The organism is Tahibacter sp., from assembly GCF_032229445.1.
GTDB lineage: Bacteria > Pseudomonadota > Gammaproteobacteria > Xanthomonadales > Rhodanobacteraceae > Tahibacter.
On sequence record NZ_JAVTWC010000112.1, the window covers coordinates 1 to 15,516 of the forward strand.

Here is a 15,516-nt window from a genome sequence, read left to right on the forward strand (position 1 = left end):
GAAGCGTTCGTTGATCGAACAGACGAGGATGCTATTGACGACCCGGTAGAGGACGAAGCGAACCGCGCTGCCCGAGAAGCACTGATTCCTAGGTCGTTCTGGCGATCAAGCGCCGTTTCGGTATCGCCAACCAAGCTTGAAATTGTGGGTCTGGCTCGTAAGCTGAGCATCCACCCAGCTATCGTCGCCGGGCGTGTTAGATTTGAAACTGGTCGCTATGACCAGTTTGGAGAGTTGTTGGGTCAGGGAGCAGTTAGGCAGTTGTTTCCAGAGACTAAGAACAAGGCAGCTCATTCAGATGAATCTTCACAGTCAGATAACAAAGCTGAAACCGAATGATGTTCAATCATTCAACTTGCTTGAGCGATCACTACGCAAGGCGGTGCATCCCATCTTCGAGATGCTGCTGCTGCCGAGCAACGCAGAGGATGCGGATGTAAGGAGGCATTTGTATGCGGCTACTGAGGCTCTCGCCTCCTACCAGGACGGATTGGTGCCTACGGTAGACCTGGATCGCTTCCCGCCTGACGTTTTCATTCACGGCAAGCCCGCTTCAATCGTCGGATACGAGAACCTCTATCAGCGGCGGATGCGGGTGATTCCCGTTGTTGCGCTCCATGCAGACACTCTAGCGCGTGCCCGCATGGCTGAGGTGGCGGAAGCCCATGGTCAGGGGCTGTGCATCCGGTTGCTGGACGAAGACATCATGTCGCTGCCCGAACAAGCAGCGAAGTCGGTGACCGAGATAGTGCGAGACGTGCGCTTGAACATTAGCGAAGTCGACATCCTCCTTGATTGCGCAAAGCTGGGCAGGTACGACGACGACCACATTGCGCTCTCCGTTATCCGGCTCTTGATGTTTTTCAACCGAGCCGGTATCCGATGCCGCCGTATCACATTCGCCGGCTCATCCATACCGAAACTCATTACGGAAGTCGTCGAGCAAAAACATAGTCATGGCGCTATTTCACGAGCTGAACTTGCCATCTGGACAAGGATCTGCCGTGCCTATGGTTGGGGACGACTGGGTTTTGCGGATTACGGAATTGTTCGGCCTGGCCATACTGACAGCGCGCCGGTCATCCATATCAATGGAAAGCTTCGGTATACCGTCGGCGCGAAAACTCACTTCTTCCGTGGATGCAGCCGGGTAGAGTTGCCGCTTGCGGATCAGTATCCGGATATCGTCAAGGCGATGGTTGGATCAGGTCACTATCTTGGTCCCGCATATAGCCATGCGGACAAGTATTACCGGCAGGTCGCCGATGATCTGACGACGACGGGCAATACGGGCAAGTGGGTAACTCTGGATATGAACCATCACCTGGCCTACGTCTCTCGTCAGCTCAGTGCACTCGTGCGCTTGCCGGAACGCGAGCTGTCTTCAGCTGAAAGAGTAGAGTCGTTCATCGAGAGTTTCGCTTAGTCTGTGCTCTCCGGGTCGAAGGAAGCTCTCAATTCAAAGCACGCTTGAGTGCCGCAGCTCGCTAGCGGTTCTCGAGTTTCTTGGCGAGCGACTCTCTGCTGAAGCTGAGTTCATCGCATAGATCTGTTTCGAGTGCCTGGGCCGGGGTGTATTCCTGGGCCCCACCCCGCGTATAGCGCGGGGCCGGCCCTTCGGCCGTCAGGTTCGCATTCGCTAAACCGTGAACCCGCAGGCGGCGCTGGGTGTCGGATCACGTCCACATCCCACAACGAAAAAAGCCACCGCAAGGGTGGCTTTCGTCGCACGGTTTGGTGGAGGTGGCGGGAATTGAACCCGCGTCCGAAGGCGCTTGGCGCCAGGTACTACATGCTTAGCTCATCGTTGAATCTCGTCCGCCGGCAGCACGATGTGCGAAGCGCACCGGAAGACCAGCCTGTAAGTTTTAGCCAGGCACCGACAGGCAGCGGTTCCCAGCGATCTTGTGATAATGACCCTACATCCACGAGCACAAGCACAAGTGGGTTCGGGGCTAGGCCTTAAGCGGCCAGTGCGTAGACGTCGTCGTTGGCGTCTGAGTTTTTTGCTGCTGGATTAACGAGGAAAGCTGCCCCCTCGGCATGCACCCAACTACCTAACTACCCCCGTCGAAGCCGTGACACCCCCGGGGAAGGCGATGCTAGCACGATGCCAGCGTCGGATGAGAAGTGGCGTCGGTCCGGCGGGTTTCAAGCCGCCTCATTGGCCCGGTTTGCGCGCATGGCCTGACGCTTGTCACCGACCGCACCCATGGCGCCATTCCAGGGTCGCCGTAGTGGAGCCAGGTGCTGACCGGGGTAGGTCGGGAAACGGGCTCGCGCCCGTTTGCCGACACAGCGGTGAAGCAAGCCTTACCTCGCTGGTTCTACTCGACTGCCTGCTACGGAAATGGCAGAGGTTTCAAGCCGGGCTGGTCCAACCACCAGGACGACTCCTTTCCGTAATAGATCTTCTTTGCCCAGTAGCTGTCGGTCTCATGATAGACAACGGAATCTGCGACAACCGCACGATCGTCGCGCCATGCGCGATTGATCCGACCCACCGCTTCATCGAGGGAAATACCGAACAGCCGCACCATTTCGCGCGCGATGCTCTCGCAGAATTCGCGGCCTTCGGCATCTGTTTCGACTTCTAAGTTCATGGGCTCATCTCCATGACGCGCCTTTCCGCCGCATTGAGCATTTCGATGACCCTTTGCGTGTGGAAGGATGTCTGACGGGCCAGTCCACGCAAGGCTGCGGCCGTGAGAGCCGGAAGCCTTGCAAGAGGCAGGCTTGCTCAGCCTGCTTGGCGCCGGCGGATCTGCTTTGCGGCGCATTCCGCGAGTAGGGGATTCGGATCTTGCGCGATCTGGACCAGTGCCGCCGTAGCGTCCTCTGAGTCGATTTTGCCCAGCGCCCAGATCGCCTTGACCGCGAGAGCCCTGTTGAAATCGAAATCGAGGTGAGCGGGGATCCACTGCGTCGCGTGATGCAGTGCCTCCACGGCGGCCGGACTGCGTAGATCGTCGAGTGCGAGCACCACGTCCTCGTGAGAGTGATGCCAGTCCGCCGGCTCCAGCGCGATCAGCGCGGGCAAGTGTTCAGGGGCAAATCCGAACGAAAAGCCGACGAGCAGCGCAAGATCGGCATCGTCACCGCGCCGGGATGCGAGCGCCTCCTGCAGCAACTGCCCGGCCAGCACCACGCCGTCGTCGGCATCGCGGAACTGCCGCAGAAACTCCTGAGGGGATATCCGTTTCGCGTTCAGATCGAGAACCAGTTCTTCTTCGGCTGCGTTCATTTGGGGACGGCCAAAACGTTCATGCGGTTGTCAGTGAACGTATCCAGCCCGGCGCCTCCGCTGAGCCTATGTTGACCTGTCCTCGTTCGCCCTTGAAACGTCGCGGGTCGCCGTGCAGTGTTCCGCCGACTTGGATTGGCTATGTCGGAGCGATGAGCGCCTTCCGTTATCGCCGTCGTTCTTCACCCGCTTGAAGGGGAGGGCGACTACGCCGAGCCTGTCGTTTTCGTCACGGCGATCTGGTCGACGCTCACGCGTCGCGGTTATGCGCGCGCAGCGTGCGCTGCTTCTCGCGGTTCCAGTCGCGTTCCTTTTCGGTGTCGCGCTTGTCGTGTTCCTGCTTGCCGCGGGCCAGGCCTATCTCGACCTTGACGCGGTTGTTTTTCCAGTACAGCGCGGTCGGGATAAGCGTATAGCCCTTGCGCTCTACGGCGCCGATGAGCTTGTCGATCTCTTCGCGATGCAGCAGCAGCTTGCGCGTGCGGCGGTCGTCGGCGATCACGTGCGTGGAGGCCTGGATCAGCGGATTGATCTGCGCGCCGAACAGATACAGCTCGCCGTTCTTGATCAGCGCGTAGGAATCGCCGAAGTTGATGCGGCCGGCGCGGATGCTCTTGACTTCCCAGCCCTGCAGGGCGAGGCCGGCTTCGTAGCGGTCGTCGATGTGGTAGTCGTAGCGGGCGCGCTTGTTCAGCGCGATCGTGCCGCCGCCGTCCTTGTGGTCTTTCTTGTCCTTGGGCTTGGCCATCTTCGGTAGAATCCGCCGCGCGCTCCCGCGGGAGCGCTGTAAGTTGAAAGGTTGGTCCTCGAAATGCGCCTGGACGGCATCCGTTCAAGGGCGCGGACGGACCGGTACAGCGTCCGTGGCCGCCGCTGCGGCACGGAAGGGTTGCGGGTCCGCCTGCTTTCGAGACTGCCGAATTGATACAGATCCGTCGCAGCGCCCTGGTGCGCTACAGCCCGGGCCAGATGTTCGATCTGGTCAACGACGTTCAAGCATACCCCAGGCGTTTCTCCTGGTGCGTCGCCGCGGACATCCTCGCGAGCGAGGAGACCGCGCTGACCGCGCGCCTGGAGGTCCGTGTGGCCGGGCTCACGACGAGCTTCACGACGCGCAATTCGCTGGTGCGGCCCGAACGCATCGGCATGGCCCTCGTCGATGGCCCGTTCCGCGCGCTCAACGGCGGCTGGGTGTTCGCGCCGCTCGGCGAGGTCGGCTGCAAGATCGCGCTGGAACTGGATTTCGAGTATTCCGGCACGTTGCTCGGTCCGGCGCTGCGCGTGGGATTCCAGGGACTGGCTGATCGCATGGTGGACGAGTTCGTGCGCGTGGCGGCGCGGGTCTATGGCTGAGCCCATCCGTGTCGAGGTGGCCTACGTCGAGCCCGGCCGGCAGTTCCTGCAATCGGTGAGCCTGGCCGATGGTGCGACGGTCGCCGATGCCCTGGCCGCATCGGATCTGCGGCAGCGGTTTCCGGCGCTGGATCTGGAGCAGGGCCGGTTCGGCATCTTCAGCCGGCCGGCAACGCCGGCGACGCGGTTGCAGGATGGCGACCGCGTCGAGGTCTACCGGCCGCTGATCGCCAATCCGAAAGAGGTCCGGCGGCAACGCGCCCTCAGGAACGCGGCGCCGAAGGCCTGAGCACCGGGCACCTTCAGCTCTACTCCTTCCCCTTCAAGGGGGTGAAAGGCAGCCGCTCAGAACCGCAAGGTTCTGGCTGCCTTGAACGCCCAACGGGCCGGAAGGCTTTCACGAGCTCGGCATAGTGTTTCGTTCGCGTCATTTGACGCTGCTGCCGGATGACGCTCAGCCGCGACCGCCCTTTTTCTTGTCGTCCGGGCGCTTCTCGTCGGGGAATTCGACGCGGTACTTGCGCGCGTCCTTGATCAGCTGGGTGGCGTCTTCGGGGAAGTAGTCGCCTTCGATACGCGCGAGCGCGTCGTTCTCGAAGGTCAGGCTGAGGTTCTTGGTGGCGATCTTGCCGCCGCGGCGCTGGATGGAGGACACGTAGTCCCAGCGGTTGCTTTCAAACGGGCTCGTGATCGACGGCGTACCGAGCAGCAGGCTGACCTGGCGCTTGCTCATGCCCGGCTTGAGCTGGTCGACGATGGGCTTGGACAGCAGGCTGCCTTGTTGCACGTCCGGACGGTAGATGACGCCACAGCCGCTCAGTGCGACGGCAAGGCCAAGTACGGACAGGGAGCGGGTGAAACACTTCATCGCGACGATCCGGTCAGTCAGCAAGGGGCCGGATGATACACTAGCGCCGCTAAACGGCCGGCCCTACCGGGCGCCGCGAGTCTCCCGGCACCGTTGCCGCCGCTTGGCGCACGGACCTTGATTTTGCAAGGCTTCCGCGCCCGGCCACCGCGACCCAGGCAGCCCTCAACGTGAATCGCCCCCGAATGGGGCAGGCACTTGCTCAGCCGGCGGCACCGCTGCCCGCGCATTACAGGAGAAACACCATGGAGTCGCAGGATCTGCGCAAAGTCGGCCTGAAGGTCACTCATCCGCGCGTGCGCATACTCGGCATTCTCGAGGACTCGGATGGCAAGCACCTGACCGCCGAGGACATCTATCGCGAACTGCTGGCGCACGAGGACGACATCGGCCTGGCCACGGTCTATCGCGTGCTGACCCAGTTCGAGACGGCGGGACTCGTGCTCAAGCACAATTTCGAAGGCGGCCAGGCCGTCTACGAACTCGATCGCGGCGCCCACCACGACCACATGGTCGATCTGGATACGGGCAAGGTCATCGAGTTCACGAGCGAAGAAATCGAGCGCCTGCAGCACGAAATCGCCGACAGGCACGGCTATGTGATCGAGGAGCACAGCCTGGTGCTGTACGTGCGGCCCAAGCGCAAGCGCTGATCGAAGGCAGTTACAGAGGCAGGCGAAGTATCGACGTAGGCTGGGCTGAGCAGCGCGAAGCCCAGCATCGAGGCATGCCCGCCGGGCGATCGCCCAGGCAAGGACCGTGACCCGCATCGAAGCGTCCCCCGCAGGACGATCGCCCAGGTGAACGATTGCCGCGCTACGCACGCGGTGATCACCCGCACAAGAAAATCGCACGACGCACGCGTTGAACTTCGCCGCCCGGTTTCACCGCGTCGAACGTCAATGCCACCTCAATCTCGGAGCGGTTTCCGCGCCACGAAGCGGTAATACGGCACGCGCAGCAGCGGCAGGTAGGGCACGGCCGCATCGCTTTCGACGAGTTCGTGGCGCGGCAGCAGTTCGCATAGCCGCGGCAGGTGGTCCGGGCTCGGATGCACGCCGTCGTGCCCGAACCACAGCGGCCAGAACCGGCGCGTCAGCGCGCCGTGGCGCCGATGTCCCGGCGCCGGCGCGGCCGGGCTCACGTAGAAATCCACGACTGCGAGCAGGCCGCCGGGCTTGAGCATGGCCAGGGCGTTGTCGATCGCGCCGCGCCAGTCCGGGATCATCGTCAGCGCGTACGAGAAGTACACACAGTCGACGAGTCCCTGCGGGCGCCACAGCGTCGCGTCGGCCTGCACGACAGCGATGCGCGGGTCGACGCTGTGCCGCGCCTGCGCGCGCTCGACGAGTGCGGGACACAGGTCGACGAGTTCGAAGCGCGCGATGCGCTGCCATTGCTGTGGCGTAAAGAAATCCAGATTGCGTCCGGTGCCGCCACCGAGTTCGACGACGCGCGCGCGCTCAGGCAGTGCCAGGCCGGCGATCAGTTCGCGCCGGCCCTGCAGCAGGCGTTCGCGGAACCTGTCGTAGTGCGCGGCCTGCGGCGCGTAGAACGCCTGCAGGCGCTGCGCGTGGGAGGCAGTGCGCGGCATGCCGCGCAACAGGCTCAGCAGTACGCCGGCGTCGGCGCGCAGGGTCTCAAGCCGGCGCATCGGCGATCACGAAGCCGGCGTAGGTGTGCACCCGGTCACCGCGCTGCAGCGACTGCGCCAGCTCGTCCTGGAACGCGAGCACATCGCGCAGCCGACGGCCCTCGCTGCCGATGCGCAGCGTATCGAGGTATTCCGGGCGCTCGTGCGCGCTGCGCAGCAGGATGCGCGCGCCGGGCGCGGCGCGCTGCAGGATGGCGTCCCATTCCTCGGCCAGCGCCTGCGGGTGGTAGCTGCTCATCCAGTCCATGTGGTCGAGCAGTACGAAGCGCGTGATCGGCTCGTCGTGAGCGCGCAGGAACTCGGTCACCGTCGTCGTATGCGGCACGATCGCATCGACGCGGCCGGCCTTGAGCGCGGCGAAGTTGTCCGGCTTGAGGTATTCCGGGCAGCAGTCGCGGCGATAGCGGCCGGCGACGTAGACGTGCCAGAAATAGTTGTCGCTGACCGGCAGCTGGCGGAACACGTACTGCACCGCGTCGCGGATGAAGCCGGCAATGCCCTCGGCGTGCTGCGCCTCGACGAGCTTGCGCTGCGGATACGGCACGCCGAGCAGACTCATGACGAACTGCTGCGAGAGCAGCCAGTTCAGCGGCCGGTTCCACATCAACGGCGCAACGCGGTCGTCGTAGATCACGCGCTGCTCGGACAGGTCGCGCGCCTGGAACAACGCGGTCAGTGCATGGTTGAGGCGCGGGCGCAGCCGGAAATACGTGCGGCAACTGCGCGCGACGATGCCTGACAGACCGTGGAAGTAGAAGCTGCCGCGCGGATTGGCGAACCAGTCCCAGTGCTTGTCCCACCACTGTTGCGCAAAGGGGCTGAGTTCGGCGCGCAGACGGGTCTGGTAAAGCGCGCGGAAATTGGCGTGATAGCCCTCGCCGAAGATCGCGAAATAGTCGTCGAATTCGAGCTTGCGGATGCCGGCGATCTTCAGTTCGAGCAGCGCGGTCTGGCGCGGGTTGGCGTCGACCGCGTGCACGCGCCGAGGACCGGCGATGGCGTAGTCGAGCGCATTGCAGCCGGCACTCGTGATCACGAGCACGCTGTCGTCCGGGCCCAGGCGCAGGGCCTGGCGATCGACCGCCGGATCCTCCCAGCAGGCGTTGTAGACGAGATTGCGCGAGTAGATGGCGTTGAACAGGCGCTGGTCGAGTCGGTCGCGGAGGCTGGGCGTGTCCATGGCGTTTTCGCGGTCGGTGGCGCGCACGCTAGTCGCGCCGCATGACACGGCCATGACTGCGACCGAAGGTCGCAGCCGCGTCGATGCCGCAGCGCGTAAAGTCGCGCCCATGTCCATGCTTTCCGCCGGTCTGTTGCGCAGCCTTGCGACGCTGCGCTGGTTCGCCGTCGCCGGCCAGGCGCTTGCCGTGGCGCTGGCGGTGCACGGGCTTGGGTTGCCGTTCGCCCCGTTGCCGCTGTGGTGTGGCGTCGTCGCGCTGGCCGTGTTCAATCTCTGGGCCGCGCCGCGGGCGCGGCGTCTCGTGCAGGCAAGCACGCGCGAGGCCTTGCTGCATGTGCTGGTCGATGTCGTCAACCTGACCTGGATGATCGCGTGGAGCGGTGGCGCGATGAATCCGTTCGCGTCGCTGTTCCTGTTGCCGCTGGCCCTCGCGGCCGTGGCCATGCCGCGGCGCGCGGTCGCCGCGGTGCTGCTGGCCTGCGGCGGCGGTTATGCCGTGTCGACGTCGCTGGGCCAGCCGCTGCCGCACATGCATGGCGTGTTTGGCGACACGCTGGATCTGCATCTGTGGGGCATGGCGGCCAACTTCGTCGTGTCCGGTGCCGTGGTGGCGTGGTTCCTCGCACGGCTCGCGCACGCACTGCGCGAGCGCGAGCTGGAACTGGCGCGATTGCGCGAACAGTTCGCGCGGCGCGAAGGCATCGTCGCGCTGGCCACGCACGCGGCCGCCGTCGCGCACGAACTCAACACACCGCTGGGTACCCTGACGCTTATGATCGAGGACACGATCGCCGATGCGCCCGCCGGTAGCGAGCGCCGCGCCGACGCGGAGCTGATGTCGACCCTCGTCGACGAATGCCGCGACCGCGTGCGGCAGCTGGCGCGGCCCGCGGACGGCCTGCCGCCGGCGCAACCGCGCCGCCTGTGCGATGTGCTGGACCAGCTGGTCGAACGCTGGCAGTTGCTGCGGCCGGCGGTGGTGCTGGCGCGCTCCGGTGATCTGCCCGCTGCCCTCGTCGTGGACTGGGATGCGGGCGTAGGCCACCTGCTGCAGGCCTTGCTCAACAACGCGGCGGATGCAAGCCAGTCGGCCGGTTGTGCACAGGTGGATCTTGCGCTGGTATGGAATGATGGACGCCTGCACGGCAGCGTGCGCGATTTCGGTGCGGGCATTGACGTTGCCGGCCTGGGCCTGCCGGGCCGGCTGTTCCACTCGAGCAAGCCTGATGGCCTCGGGCTGGGACTGGCGTTGTCGCATGCGACCGTCGAGCGGCTCGGCGGCACGCTGACGATGGAAGGGGCCGATGGCGGCGGCGTCTGTGTGCGTTTCGAGTTGCCGTTGGTCGGTGCGGTTGCATGAAGGGCCTGCTGATCGACGATGACGAGGTCTACGCGCGCATCCTGCAACGCTCGCTGCAGCGCCGCGGCTTGAGCGTGAGCATCGCGCACGATGCGCCGCAGGCGCTCGCTCTGGCGGTCGCCGAGGCACCGGATTTCGCCCTGGTCGATCTCAAGCTCGGCGCGAGTTCCGGCCTGGACCTGATCGCTCCGCTGCGCGCGGCGCGGGCCGACATGCAGATCGTGCTGGTCACGGGCTATGCCAGCGTCGCGACCGCCGTCGAGGCGATCAAGCGCGGTGCCGACAACTACCTGCCCAAGCCGATCACCGCCGAGGCCCTGCTGCGCGCACTGCAGGACGAACCGTTCGCCGACGAACCCGACACCATGACGCCGCTCAATCGTCTGGAGTGGGAGCACATCCAGCAGGCACTGTTCGAATGCGACGGCAACATCTCGGCCGCCGCGCGCCTGCTCGGCATGCACCGGCGCAGCCTGCAGCGCAAGCTCGCCAAGCGGCCCGGACCCGAGCGCGTCGAGCGCGGACTGCCGTAGCGCGACCGTAAGTCCACGCAACCCGCGCGGTTGCCTGCGGCACTCATCCGGCAATCCCGATCACTGCGCCCTGCGACAGTCGGTCGCATCGTGCGCGCGTGTCCTGCGTGGCGTACTTCACTGCTGCCCCGGAATGGAGTCCTGAGATGATCCTGCTGCCGCTCACTGCTGCCGTCGCGCTCGCGCTGGCGGCGTCCCCGTCTACAACGCCGCCGCCGTCGACCCCGGATGCCGCCGACGCACGGCGCACGTTGCTGCCGCGTGTCGAGGTGGAAGCGAGCCGGGACGCCACGCGCATCGAAGCGGCGCGCGAGCGTCTGGGCGAAACCGCCGGCGCGGTCGGGCTCGTCGATGCAGAGCGTTATCGTGAGCAGCGCACCAGCACGCTGGCCGATGCACTGGGCTACGCGGCCGGCGTCTTCGTGCAGCCGCGTTTCGGTTCGGAGGAGTCGCGCCTGTCGGTGCGTGGTTCCGGACTGCAGCGCACCTTTCATTTGCGCGGCCTGGAGCTGATGCAGGACGGGGTTTATCTGAACCAGGCCGACGGCGGCGGTGATTTCCAGGCGATAGAACCGCTTGCGGCGCGCTACATCGAGGTCTATCGCGGCGCGAACGCGCTTCAGTACGGCGCGGCCACGCTCGGCGGCGCCGTCAATTTCGTCAGCCCGACCGGACACAGCGCGCCGCCCGTCGATCTGCGCATCGAAGCCGGCAGCTTCGGCTACCAGCGCGGGCATGCCGCGTTCGCCGGCGCAAGCGAGACGCAGGACTACTACGCGAGCGTCAGCGCCTTCAGCCAGGACGGTTTCCGCGACCATGCAAAGCAGGAAACCTATCGCTTGTTCTCCAACTACGGCCTTGCGCTGGACGGCGGCGAGACACGCTTCTACGTCACGCGCGTGGACACGAATTCGCAGCTGCCCGGCAGCCTGACCCTGGCCGAGCTGCGCGACGATCCCACGCGCGCGGCACCGGCGAACATCAGCGGTGATCAGCGCCGCGACTTCGACCTGACCCGCGTGGCCAATCGCAGCCAGCTACGCCTCGACAATGGCGACGAAGTGGAATTCGGCGCGTTCTACGCGGCCAAGCATCTCAACCATCCGATCTTCCAGGTGATCGTGCAGGACTCGCGCGATTACGGCGGCAATTTGCGCTGGCGCCACGAGGCGCAGTGGGGCGGTCATCGCACCGTGCTGACCGGTGGTGCTGCAGCGATAGCCGGCACGCTGGACGATCGCCGCTATGTCAACGTCGGCGGCGAGCGTGGCGCGGTGACCAACGGTTTCGACAACCGCGCTACGCGGCTGTCGGCCTTTCTCGAGCAGCAGTTCTACGTGACGCCACGCACCGCGCTCGTCATCGGCGCGCAGGCTTCGCGCAACCGGCGCGAGGCGCGCGACACCGTCGTCATCAACGCGCGCGACGAAAGTTATGCGCGGACCTATTCCGGCGTCAGTCCCAAGCTTGGCCTGCGCCATGACGTCGCCGACGGCGTCACCGTGTTCGGCAACCTGAGCCGCAGCTACGAGCCGCCGAGTTTCGGCGAACTGGCCGGCGGTCCGCAGGTCACGCTGGTCGATGCGCAGAAGGCGACCAGCGGCGAAGCCGGCCTGCGTGTAGAACGCGAACGGCTGTCGCTCGACGCCGCGCTCTACCGTGCCGACCTGCGCGACGAACTGCTCGCGCTGACCGATGCCGACGGCAATCCGCGCGGCACGGTCAACGCCGCGCGCACGCGCCACCAGGGTCTCGAGTTCGCCGCGGGTTGGCGCTTCACCGATGCGGCGGAGCTGCGTGTGGCCTACCTCTGGAACGATTTCCGCTTCGACGGCGATGCCGTCTACGGCGACAACCGCCTCGCCGGCGTCCCGCCTCAGTTGCTGCGCGCGGAACTGCGCTGGCGCTTCGGCGACTGGTATGTCGCACCGACGGCCGAATGGTCGCCGCAGCGCGCCTACGTCGATCACGCCAACACGCTCGCGGCGAGCGGCTATGCCATCGCCGGACTGCGCATCGGCGGCGACTGGCAGCAACGCTGGCGCTGGTTCGTGGATGCCCGCAACCTCGGCGACCGGCGCTACGCGGCGACGACCGGCGTGATCGCCGATGCGCGGGGCCAGGACAGCCGCCAGTTCCTGCCCGGTGACGGGCGTTCGGTGTTTGCCGGACTCGAGTGGCGGCGGTAAGTGCTATCCGTTTCGTCTGCTTCCTGTTTCTCGCGTGCTGCCCGGGCAGACGACCACGCGCTACCATCGGCCAATCGATGTCATGGAGGTTGGCTCATGCTGCATCACATCTCGTTCGCGGTCGCCGACATCGTGCGATCCACTGCGTTCTACGACGCGGTCATGCCCGCGCTGGGCTATCGCCGCGTGTGGGCCAGCGAATACGCCGCCGGCTACGGCATCACCGACGATGACGAGTTCTTCGCGATCAAGCAGCGCGAGGTCGTGCAGGTTTCCCCGTCGGGGTTTCATCTGGCGTTTCTCGCGCCGTCACGCGAGGCGGTCGACCGCTTCCATGCGGCGGCACTCGCGCAGGGCGGCAGCGACAAGGGCGCGCCGGGTCTGCGCCCGCACTACGGGCCGAACTACTACGCCGCCTTCGTGCTGGATCTCGACGGCTACTGGATCGAAGCCGTCATCAACGACGCCCCGCCCGAAAGCGCCGACGTGTGACAACGACGGAAGGTGCGCACGCCTCCCGCTCCTTGCCGATTCTTGCCCGCGTTCCTCCACGTCTGCGCACCGCCGCGGCGCGCCGCGCGACGACGCGTTCACCGCAACATCAATGCGGACAGGACGTGGCCGCCATTGGGCACTGGTGTGCCAACCCATACGTTGCGAGACACGACAACTAGCCGCGCAGTGCGGCGACCTGCGCCGCGAGTCTTTTCGGCGCGAGCGCGCAATAGCTTGCGACGAGCAGATCTTCGATCAGGTCCCAGTCGCTGTGCTCGTCGACCGTCATGCCGACGATGTCCGGCCACCAGCGCGGCAGGAAGAACGGCGCGCGTCCGAATCGCGGCGTCTCGGCCGCGGGTCGCGGCGTGCGGAAGGTCAGCACGCACAGCGGCCCGGCGCTACCGGCGGCCTCCGCATACGCGGGCGGCCAACCGCTGTCGATCATCACGATGTGGGCGAAGTTCTTCGTGCGAACGGTCCAGCGCGTGCCGGTCCAGGCCTGTTCCTCGATGCACTCGGGCAGGTCCAGGCAGATCAGGCGGAGCTTGTCGACGAGGAACTGCGGCGGTTGCGGCTGCGCCATGGCCGGCTCGGGTGGGGTAGGGACGGCCGATTCTAAGCGCCGCGGTTCGGCCATCGCGCACGCGGGCACGCGCGGGCGATCGACGGATGTCAGCGCGCGGTCGGTCTGGCGTGTTTCTTATGGAGGCCAACCGATACGATCGGCGCGATCGTGCCGCAGCGCCCAACGGATGGAACGAATCATGACCGCCAAGCCCCGTCTCCTCGTCACGCGCCGCCTGCCCGGGCCTGCGGAAGCGCAGCTCTGCGAACACTTCGATGCGACGCTCAACGCGTCGGATGTTCCGCTCGATCGCAAGGCACTCACGCAGGCGATGACACGTTACGACGCGCTCTGCACCACGCTGACCGAACGCATCGACGCGGAGCTGCTCGCGACGCCCGGCCGAACGGTGCGGATCATCGGCAATTTCGGCGCCGGCACCGAACATATCGACCTCGCCGCGGCGCGCGCGCAGGACGTCGTCGTCACGAATACGCCCGACGCGGTGACCGAGGCAACTGCCGATCTCGCGCTGCTGCTGATCCTGATGGCCGCGCGCCGTGCCGGCGAGGGCGAGCGCGAACTGCGTGCGCAGCGCTGGAGCGGCTGGCATCCGACCCACCTCATGGGGCAGTCGCTGTCCGGCAAGGTGCTGGCCCTCGTCGGCTTCGGCCGCATCGCGCAGGCGACTGCGGTACGCGCGCGCGCCTTCGGCCTGCGCATCCGCTACCACAGCCGCTCGCGCGCATCGCGCGAATGCGAGATGGCGCTCGCTGCGGAATACGTGCCGTCGCTGGAGACGCTGGCCGCACAGGCCGACGTGCTGTCGATCCATGTGCCCGGCGGTGCGGCGACGCGGCACCTCGTCGATGCGCGCCTCCTCGCATGCATGAAGCCGACGGCAATACTCGTGAACACCGCGCGTGGCACGTGCGTCGATGAAGCCGCGCTTGCCGATGCACTGGCCACGCATCGCATCGCCGCGGCGGGACTCGACGTCTATGAACGCGAGCCAGAGGTCGATCCCGCGCTGCTGGCGCTCGAGAATGTCGTGCTGCTGCCGCACCTGGGCAGTGCGACGCGCGAGGCGCGCACCGCGATGGGTCTGCAGGCCGCGCTGAATCTCGATGCCTGGTTCGCCGGGCGGGAGCCGCCGAACCGTGTTGCCTGAGCACACCACGGCCGTCGATCTGCTGCAGGACGTCATCGGCGCCGCGCTGGCGACGCACACCCGGCCGGGGCCGCTGGTGATAGGACTCTGCGGTGCGCAGGGCAGCGGCAAGTCGACGCTCGCGGCCGAGTTGGCCTTGCGATTCGCGCGTACGGTGGTGCTGTCGCTCGACGATCTGTACCTGACGCGCGCGGCGCGCATCAAACTGGCTTGCGACGTCCATCCACTGCTGCGCACGCGCGGCGTGCCCGGTACGCATGACATCGGACTGGGACTGGACCTGTTCGAGGCGCTCGATCGCGGCGACGACACGCCGCTGCCGCGTTTCGACAAGGCCAGCGACGACCGTGTGGCGCGCGAGCACTGGCCTGTCGCGCGCGGCGATACGCAGGTGCTGCTGCTGGAGGGCTGGTGCGTCGGTGCGCGGCCGCAGACGGTGGCCGCGTTGTCCGAACCCGTCAACGCGCTGGAGCGCGATGACGATACCGACGGCCGCTGGCGCCGTTACGTCAACGCCGCGCTGGCCGGCGACTATCAACGCCTGTTCGCGCGGCTCGATCGGCTCGTGCTGCTGGCCGCGCCAGGGTTTTCGATCGTGCGCGACTGGCGCACGCAGCAGGAGTCTGCGCTGCGCGCGGTCGCCGGTTCGGACGCGACCGGCGTCATGGACGATGCGGAACTCGTGCGCTTCATCGCCCACTACGAACGCCTGACGCGGCATGTGCTCGCCGAAATGCCGGGCCGTGCCGATCTGACGATACGACTCGACGAGATGCGCCGGCCGGTGGCTGCGATCAGCCGGGACGCCCGACGCGACGCTTCCCGCTGAGCCGTGACACGACGCTCCGGCGTCGGTTGAACTGCAATGCGTCGACTCCGAATGCTTCGCGCACCGGCCCGC

At 66.0% G+C, this 15,516-nt stretch carries 17 protein-coding genes, 1 other RNA gene and 1 pseudogene; 11 read left to right on the forward strand and 8 right to left on the reverse strand.

Translation table 11 applies throughout. The features are described from left to right. Both RUU78_RS20600 and RUU78_RS20605 read left to right on the forward strand, forming a co-directional pair. A pseudogene (locus RUU78_RS20600) lies at positions 1 to 339 on the forward strand (hypothetical protein); the annotation flags it as partial. Further along, complete coding sequence (locus tag RUU78_RS20605; protein WP_313919555.1) at positions 299 to 1,426, forward strand: hypothetical protein; 1,128 nt, start codon at positions 299 to 301, stop codon at positions 1,424 to 1,426. The pseudogene RUU78_RS20600 and the gene RUU78_RS20605, both read left to right, overlap by 41 nt. A gap of 309 nt (positions 1,427 to 1,735) precedes the next feature. Here the strand turns inward: RUU78_RS20605 and ssrA are convergent. From ssrA to smpB, 4 genes are all read right to left on the reverse strand, one after another. After that, positions 1,736 to 2,089, reverse strand: a transfer-messenger RNA (tmRNA) gene (ssrA, locus tag RUU78_RS20610). A 253-nt stretch (positions 2,090 to 2,342) separates the two neighbouring features. After that, a complete protein-coding gene (locus RUU78_RS20615) occupies positions 2,343 to 2,603 on the reverse strand; it encodes a hypothetical protein (protein ID WP_313919556.1) in 261 nt (86 codons plus the stop codon). A 137-nt stretch (positions 2,604 to 2,740) separates the two neighbouring features. Continuing rightward, a complete protein-coding gene (locus tag RUU78_RS20620; protein WP_313919557.1) occupies positions 2,741 to 3,244 on the reverse strand; it encodes a hypothetical protein in 504 nt (167 codons plus the stop codon). Positions 3,245 to 3,494: 250 nt separating this feature from the next. Then, complete coding sequence (gene smpB / locus RUU78_RS20625) at positions 3,495 to 3,992, reverse strand: SsrA-binding protein SmpB (protein ID WP_313919558.1); 498 nt, start codon at positions 3,990 to 3,992, stop codon at positions 3,495 to 3,497. A gap of 173 nt (positions 3,993 to 4,165) precedes the next feature. On the opposite strand from smpB, the gene RUU78_RS20630 reads away from it, so the two are divergent. Together RUU78_RS20630 and RUU78_RS20635 are read left to right on the forward strand one after the other, a co-directional pair. Then, complete coding sequence (locus RUU78_RS20630) at positions 4,166 to 4,597, forward strand: SRPBCC family protein (protein WP_313919559.1); 432 nt, start codon at positions 4,166 to 4,168, stop codon at positions 4,595 to 4,597. Next, complete coding sequence (locus tag RUU78_RS20635; protein ID WP_313919560.1) at positions 4,590 to 4,886, forward strand: RnfH family protein; 297 nt, start codon at positions 4,590 to 4,592, stop codon at positions 4,884 to 4,886. Before RUU78_RS20630 ends, RUU78_RS20635 begins: the two co-directional genes overlap by 8 nt. A 165-nt stretch (positions 4,887 to 5,051) precedes the next feature. Here RUU78_RS20635 and RUU78_RS20640 read toward each other — a convergent pair whose 3' ends face one another. Next, the gene (locus tag RUU78_RS20640) at positions 5,052 to 5,465 is read right to left on the reverse strand and encodes an outer membrane protein assembly factor BamE (protein WP_313919561.1); all 414 of its coding nucleotides are present in this window, start codon (positions 5,463 to 5,465) and stop codon (positions 5,052 to 5,054) included. A 245-nt stretch (positions 5,466 to 5,710) separates the two neighbouring features. Between RUU78_RS20640 and fur the strand changes: the two genes are divergently transcribed. After that, a complete protein-coding gene (gene fur / locus RUU78_RS20645) occupies positions 5,711 to 6,118 on the forward strand; it encodes a ferric iron uptake transcriptional regulator (protein WP_313919562.1) in 408 nt (135 codons plus the stop codon). A gap of 257 nt (positions 6,119 to 6,375) precedes the next feature. Here fur and RUU78_RS20650 read toward each other — a convergent pair whose 3' ends face one another. Together RUU78_RS20650 and RUU78_RS20655 are read right to left on the reverse strand one after the other, a co-directional pair. Beyond that, entirely contained in the window at positions 6,376 to 7,119 is a 744-nt protein-coding gene (locus RUU78_RS20650; protein WP_313919563.1) for a class I SAM-dependent methyltransferase, read from the reverse strand. Continuing rightward, the gene (locus tag RUU78_RS20655) at positions 7,106 to 8,299 is read right to left on the reverse strand and encodes a BtaA family protein (protein ID WP_313919564.1); all 1,194 of its coding nucleotides are present in this window, start codon (positions 8,297 to 8,299) and stop codon (positions 7,106 to 7,108) included. The genes RUU78_RS20650 and RUU78_RS20655 overlap by 14 nt, the downstream gene beginning before the upstream one ends. A 109-nt stretch (positions 8,300 to 8,408) precedes the next feature. Here RUU78_RS20655 and RUU78_RS20660 point away from each other — a divergent pair, with 109 nt between their 5' ends. The 4 genes from RUU78_RS20660 to RUU78_RS20675 all read left to right on the forward strand — a co-directional run bounded on the left by RUU78_RS20660 (position 8,409) and on the right by RUU78_RS20675 (position 12,873). Continuing rightward, entirely contained in the window at positions 8,409 to 9,659 is a 1,251-nt protein-coding gene (locus RUU78_RS20660; RefSeq protein WP_313919588.1) for an ATP-binding protein, read from the forward strand. Then, the gene (locus tag RUU78_RS20665) at positions 9,656 to 10,192 is read left to right on the forward strand and encodes a response regulator transcription factor (protein WP_313919565.1); all 537 of its coding nucleotides are present in this window, start codon (positions 9,656 to 9,658) and stop codon (positions 10,190 to 10,192) included. Before RUU78_RS20660 ends, RUU78_RS20665 begins: the two co-directional genes overlap by 4 nt. A gap of 146 nt (positions 10,193 to 10,338) precedes the next feature. Then, positions 10,339 to 12,381 (forward strand): TonB-dependent receptor, encoded by a 2,043-nt coding sequence (locus RUU78_RS20670; protein WP_313919566.1) that lies wholly within the window; start codon positions 10,339 to 10,341, stop codon positions 12,379 to 12,381. Positions 12,382 to 12,477: 96 nt separating this feature from the next. After that, positions 12,478 to 12,873, forward strand: a complete 396-nt coding sequence (locus tag RUU78_RS20675; protein ID WP_313919567.1) for a VOC family protein — start codon at positions 12,478 to 12,480, stop codon at positions 12,871 to 12,873. Positions 12,874 to 13,051: 178 nt separating this feature from the next. Here RUU78_RS20675 and RUU78_RS20680 read toward each other — a convergent pair whose 3' ends face one another. Then, a complete protein-coding gene (locus RUU78_RS20680) occupies positions 13,052 to 13,462 on the reverse strand; it encodes a hypothetical protein (RefSeq protein WP_313919568.1) in 411 nt (136 codons plus the stop codon). Positions 13,463 to 13,643: 181 nt separating this feature from the next. Between RUU78_RS20680 and RUU78_RS20685 the strand changes: the two genes are divergently transcribed. Both RUU78_RS20685 and RUU78_RS20690 read left to right on the forward strand, forming a co-directional pair. Beyond that, positions 13,644 to 14,615 (forward strand): D-glycerate dehydrogenase, encoded by a 972-nt coding sequence (locus RUU78_RS20685; RefSeq protein WP_313919569.1) that lies wholly within the window; start codon positions 13,644 to 13,646, stop codon positions 14,613 to 14,615. Continuing rightward, complete coding sequence (locus RUU78_RS20690; protein WP_313919570.1) at positions 14,605 to 15,444, forward strand: kinase; 840 nt, start codon at positions 14,605 to 14,607, stop codon at positions 15,442 to 15,444. The genes RUU78_RS20685 and RUU78_RS20690 overlap by 11 nt, the downstream gene beginning before the upstream one ends. Positions 15,445 to 15,516: the final 72 nt, after the last annotated feature.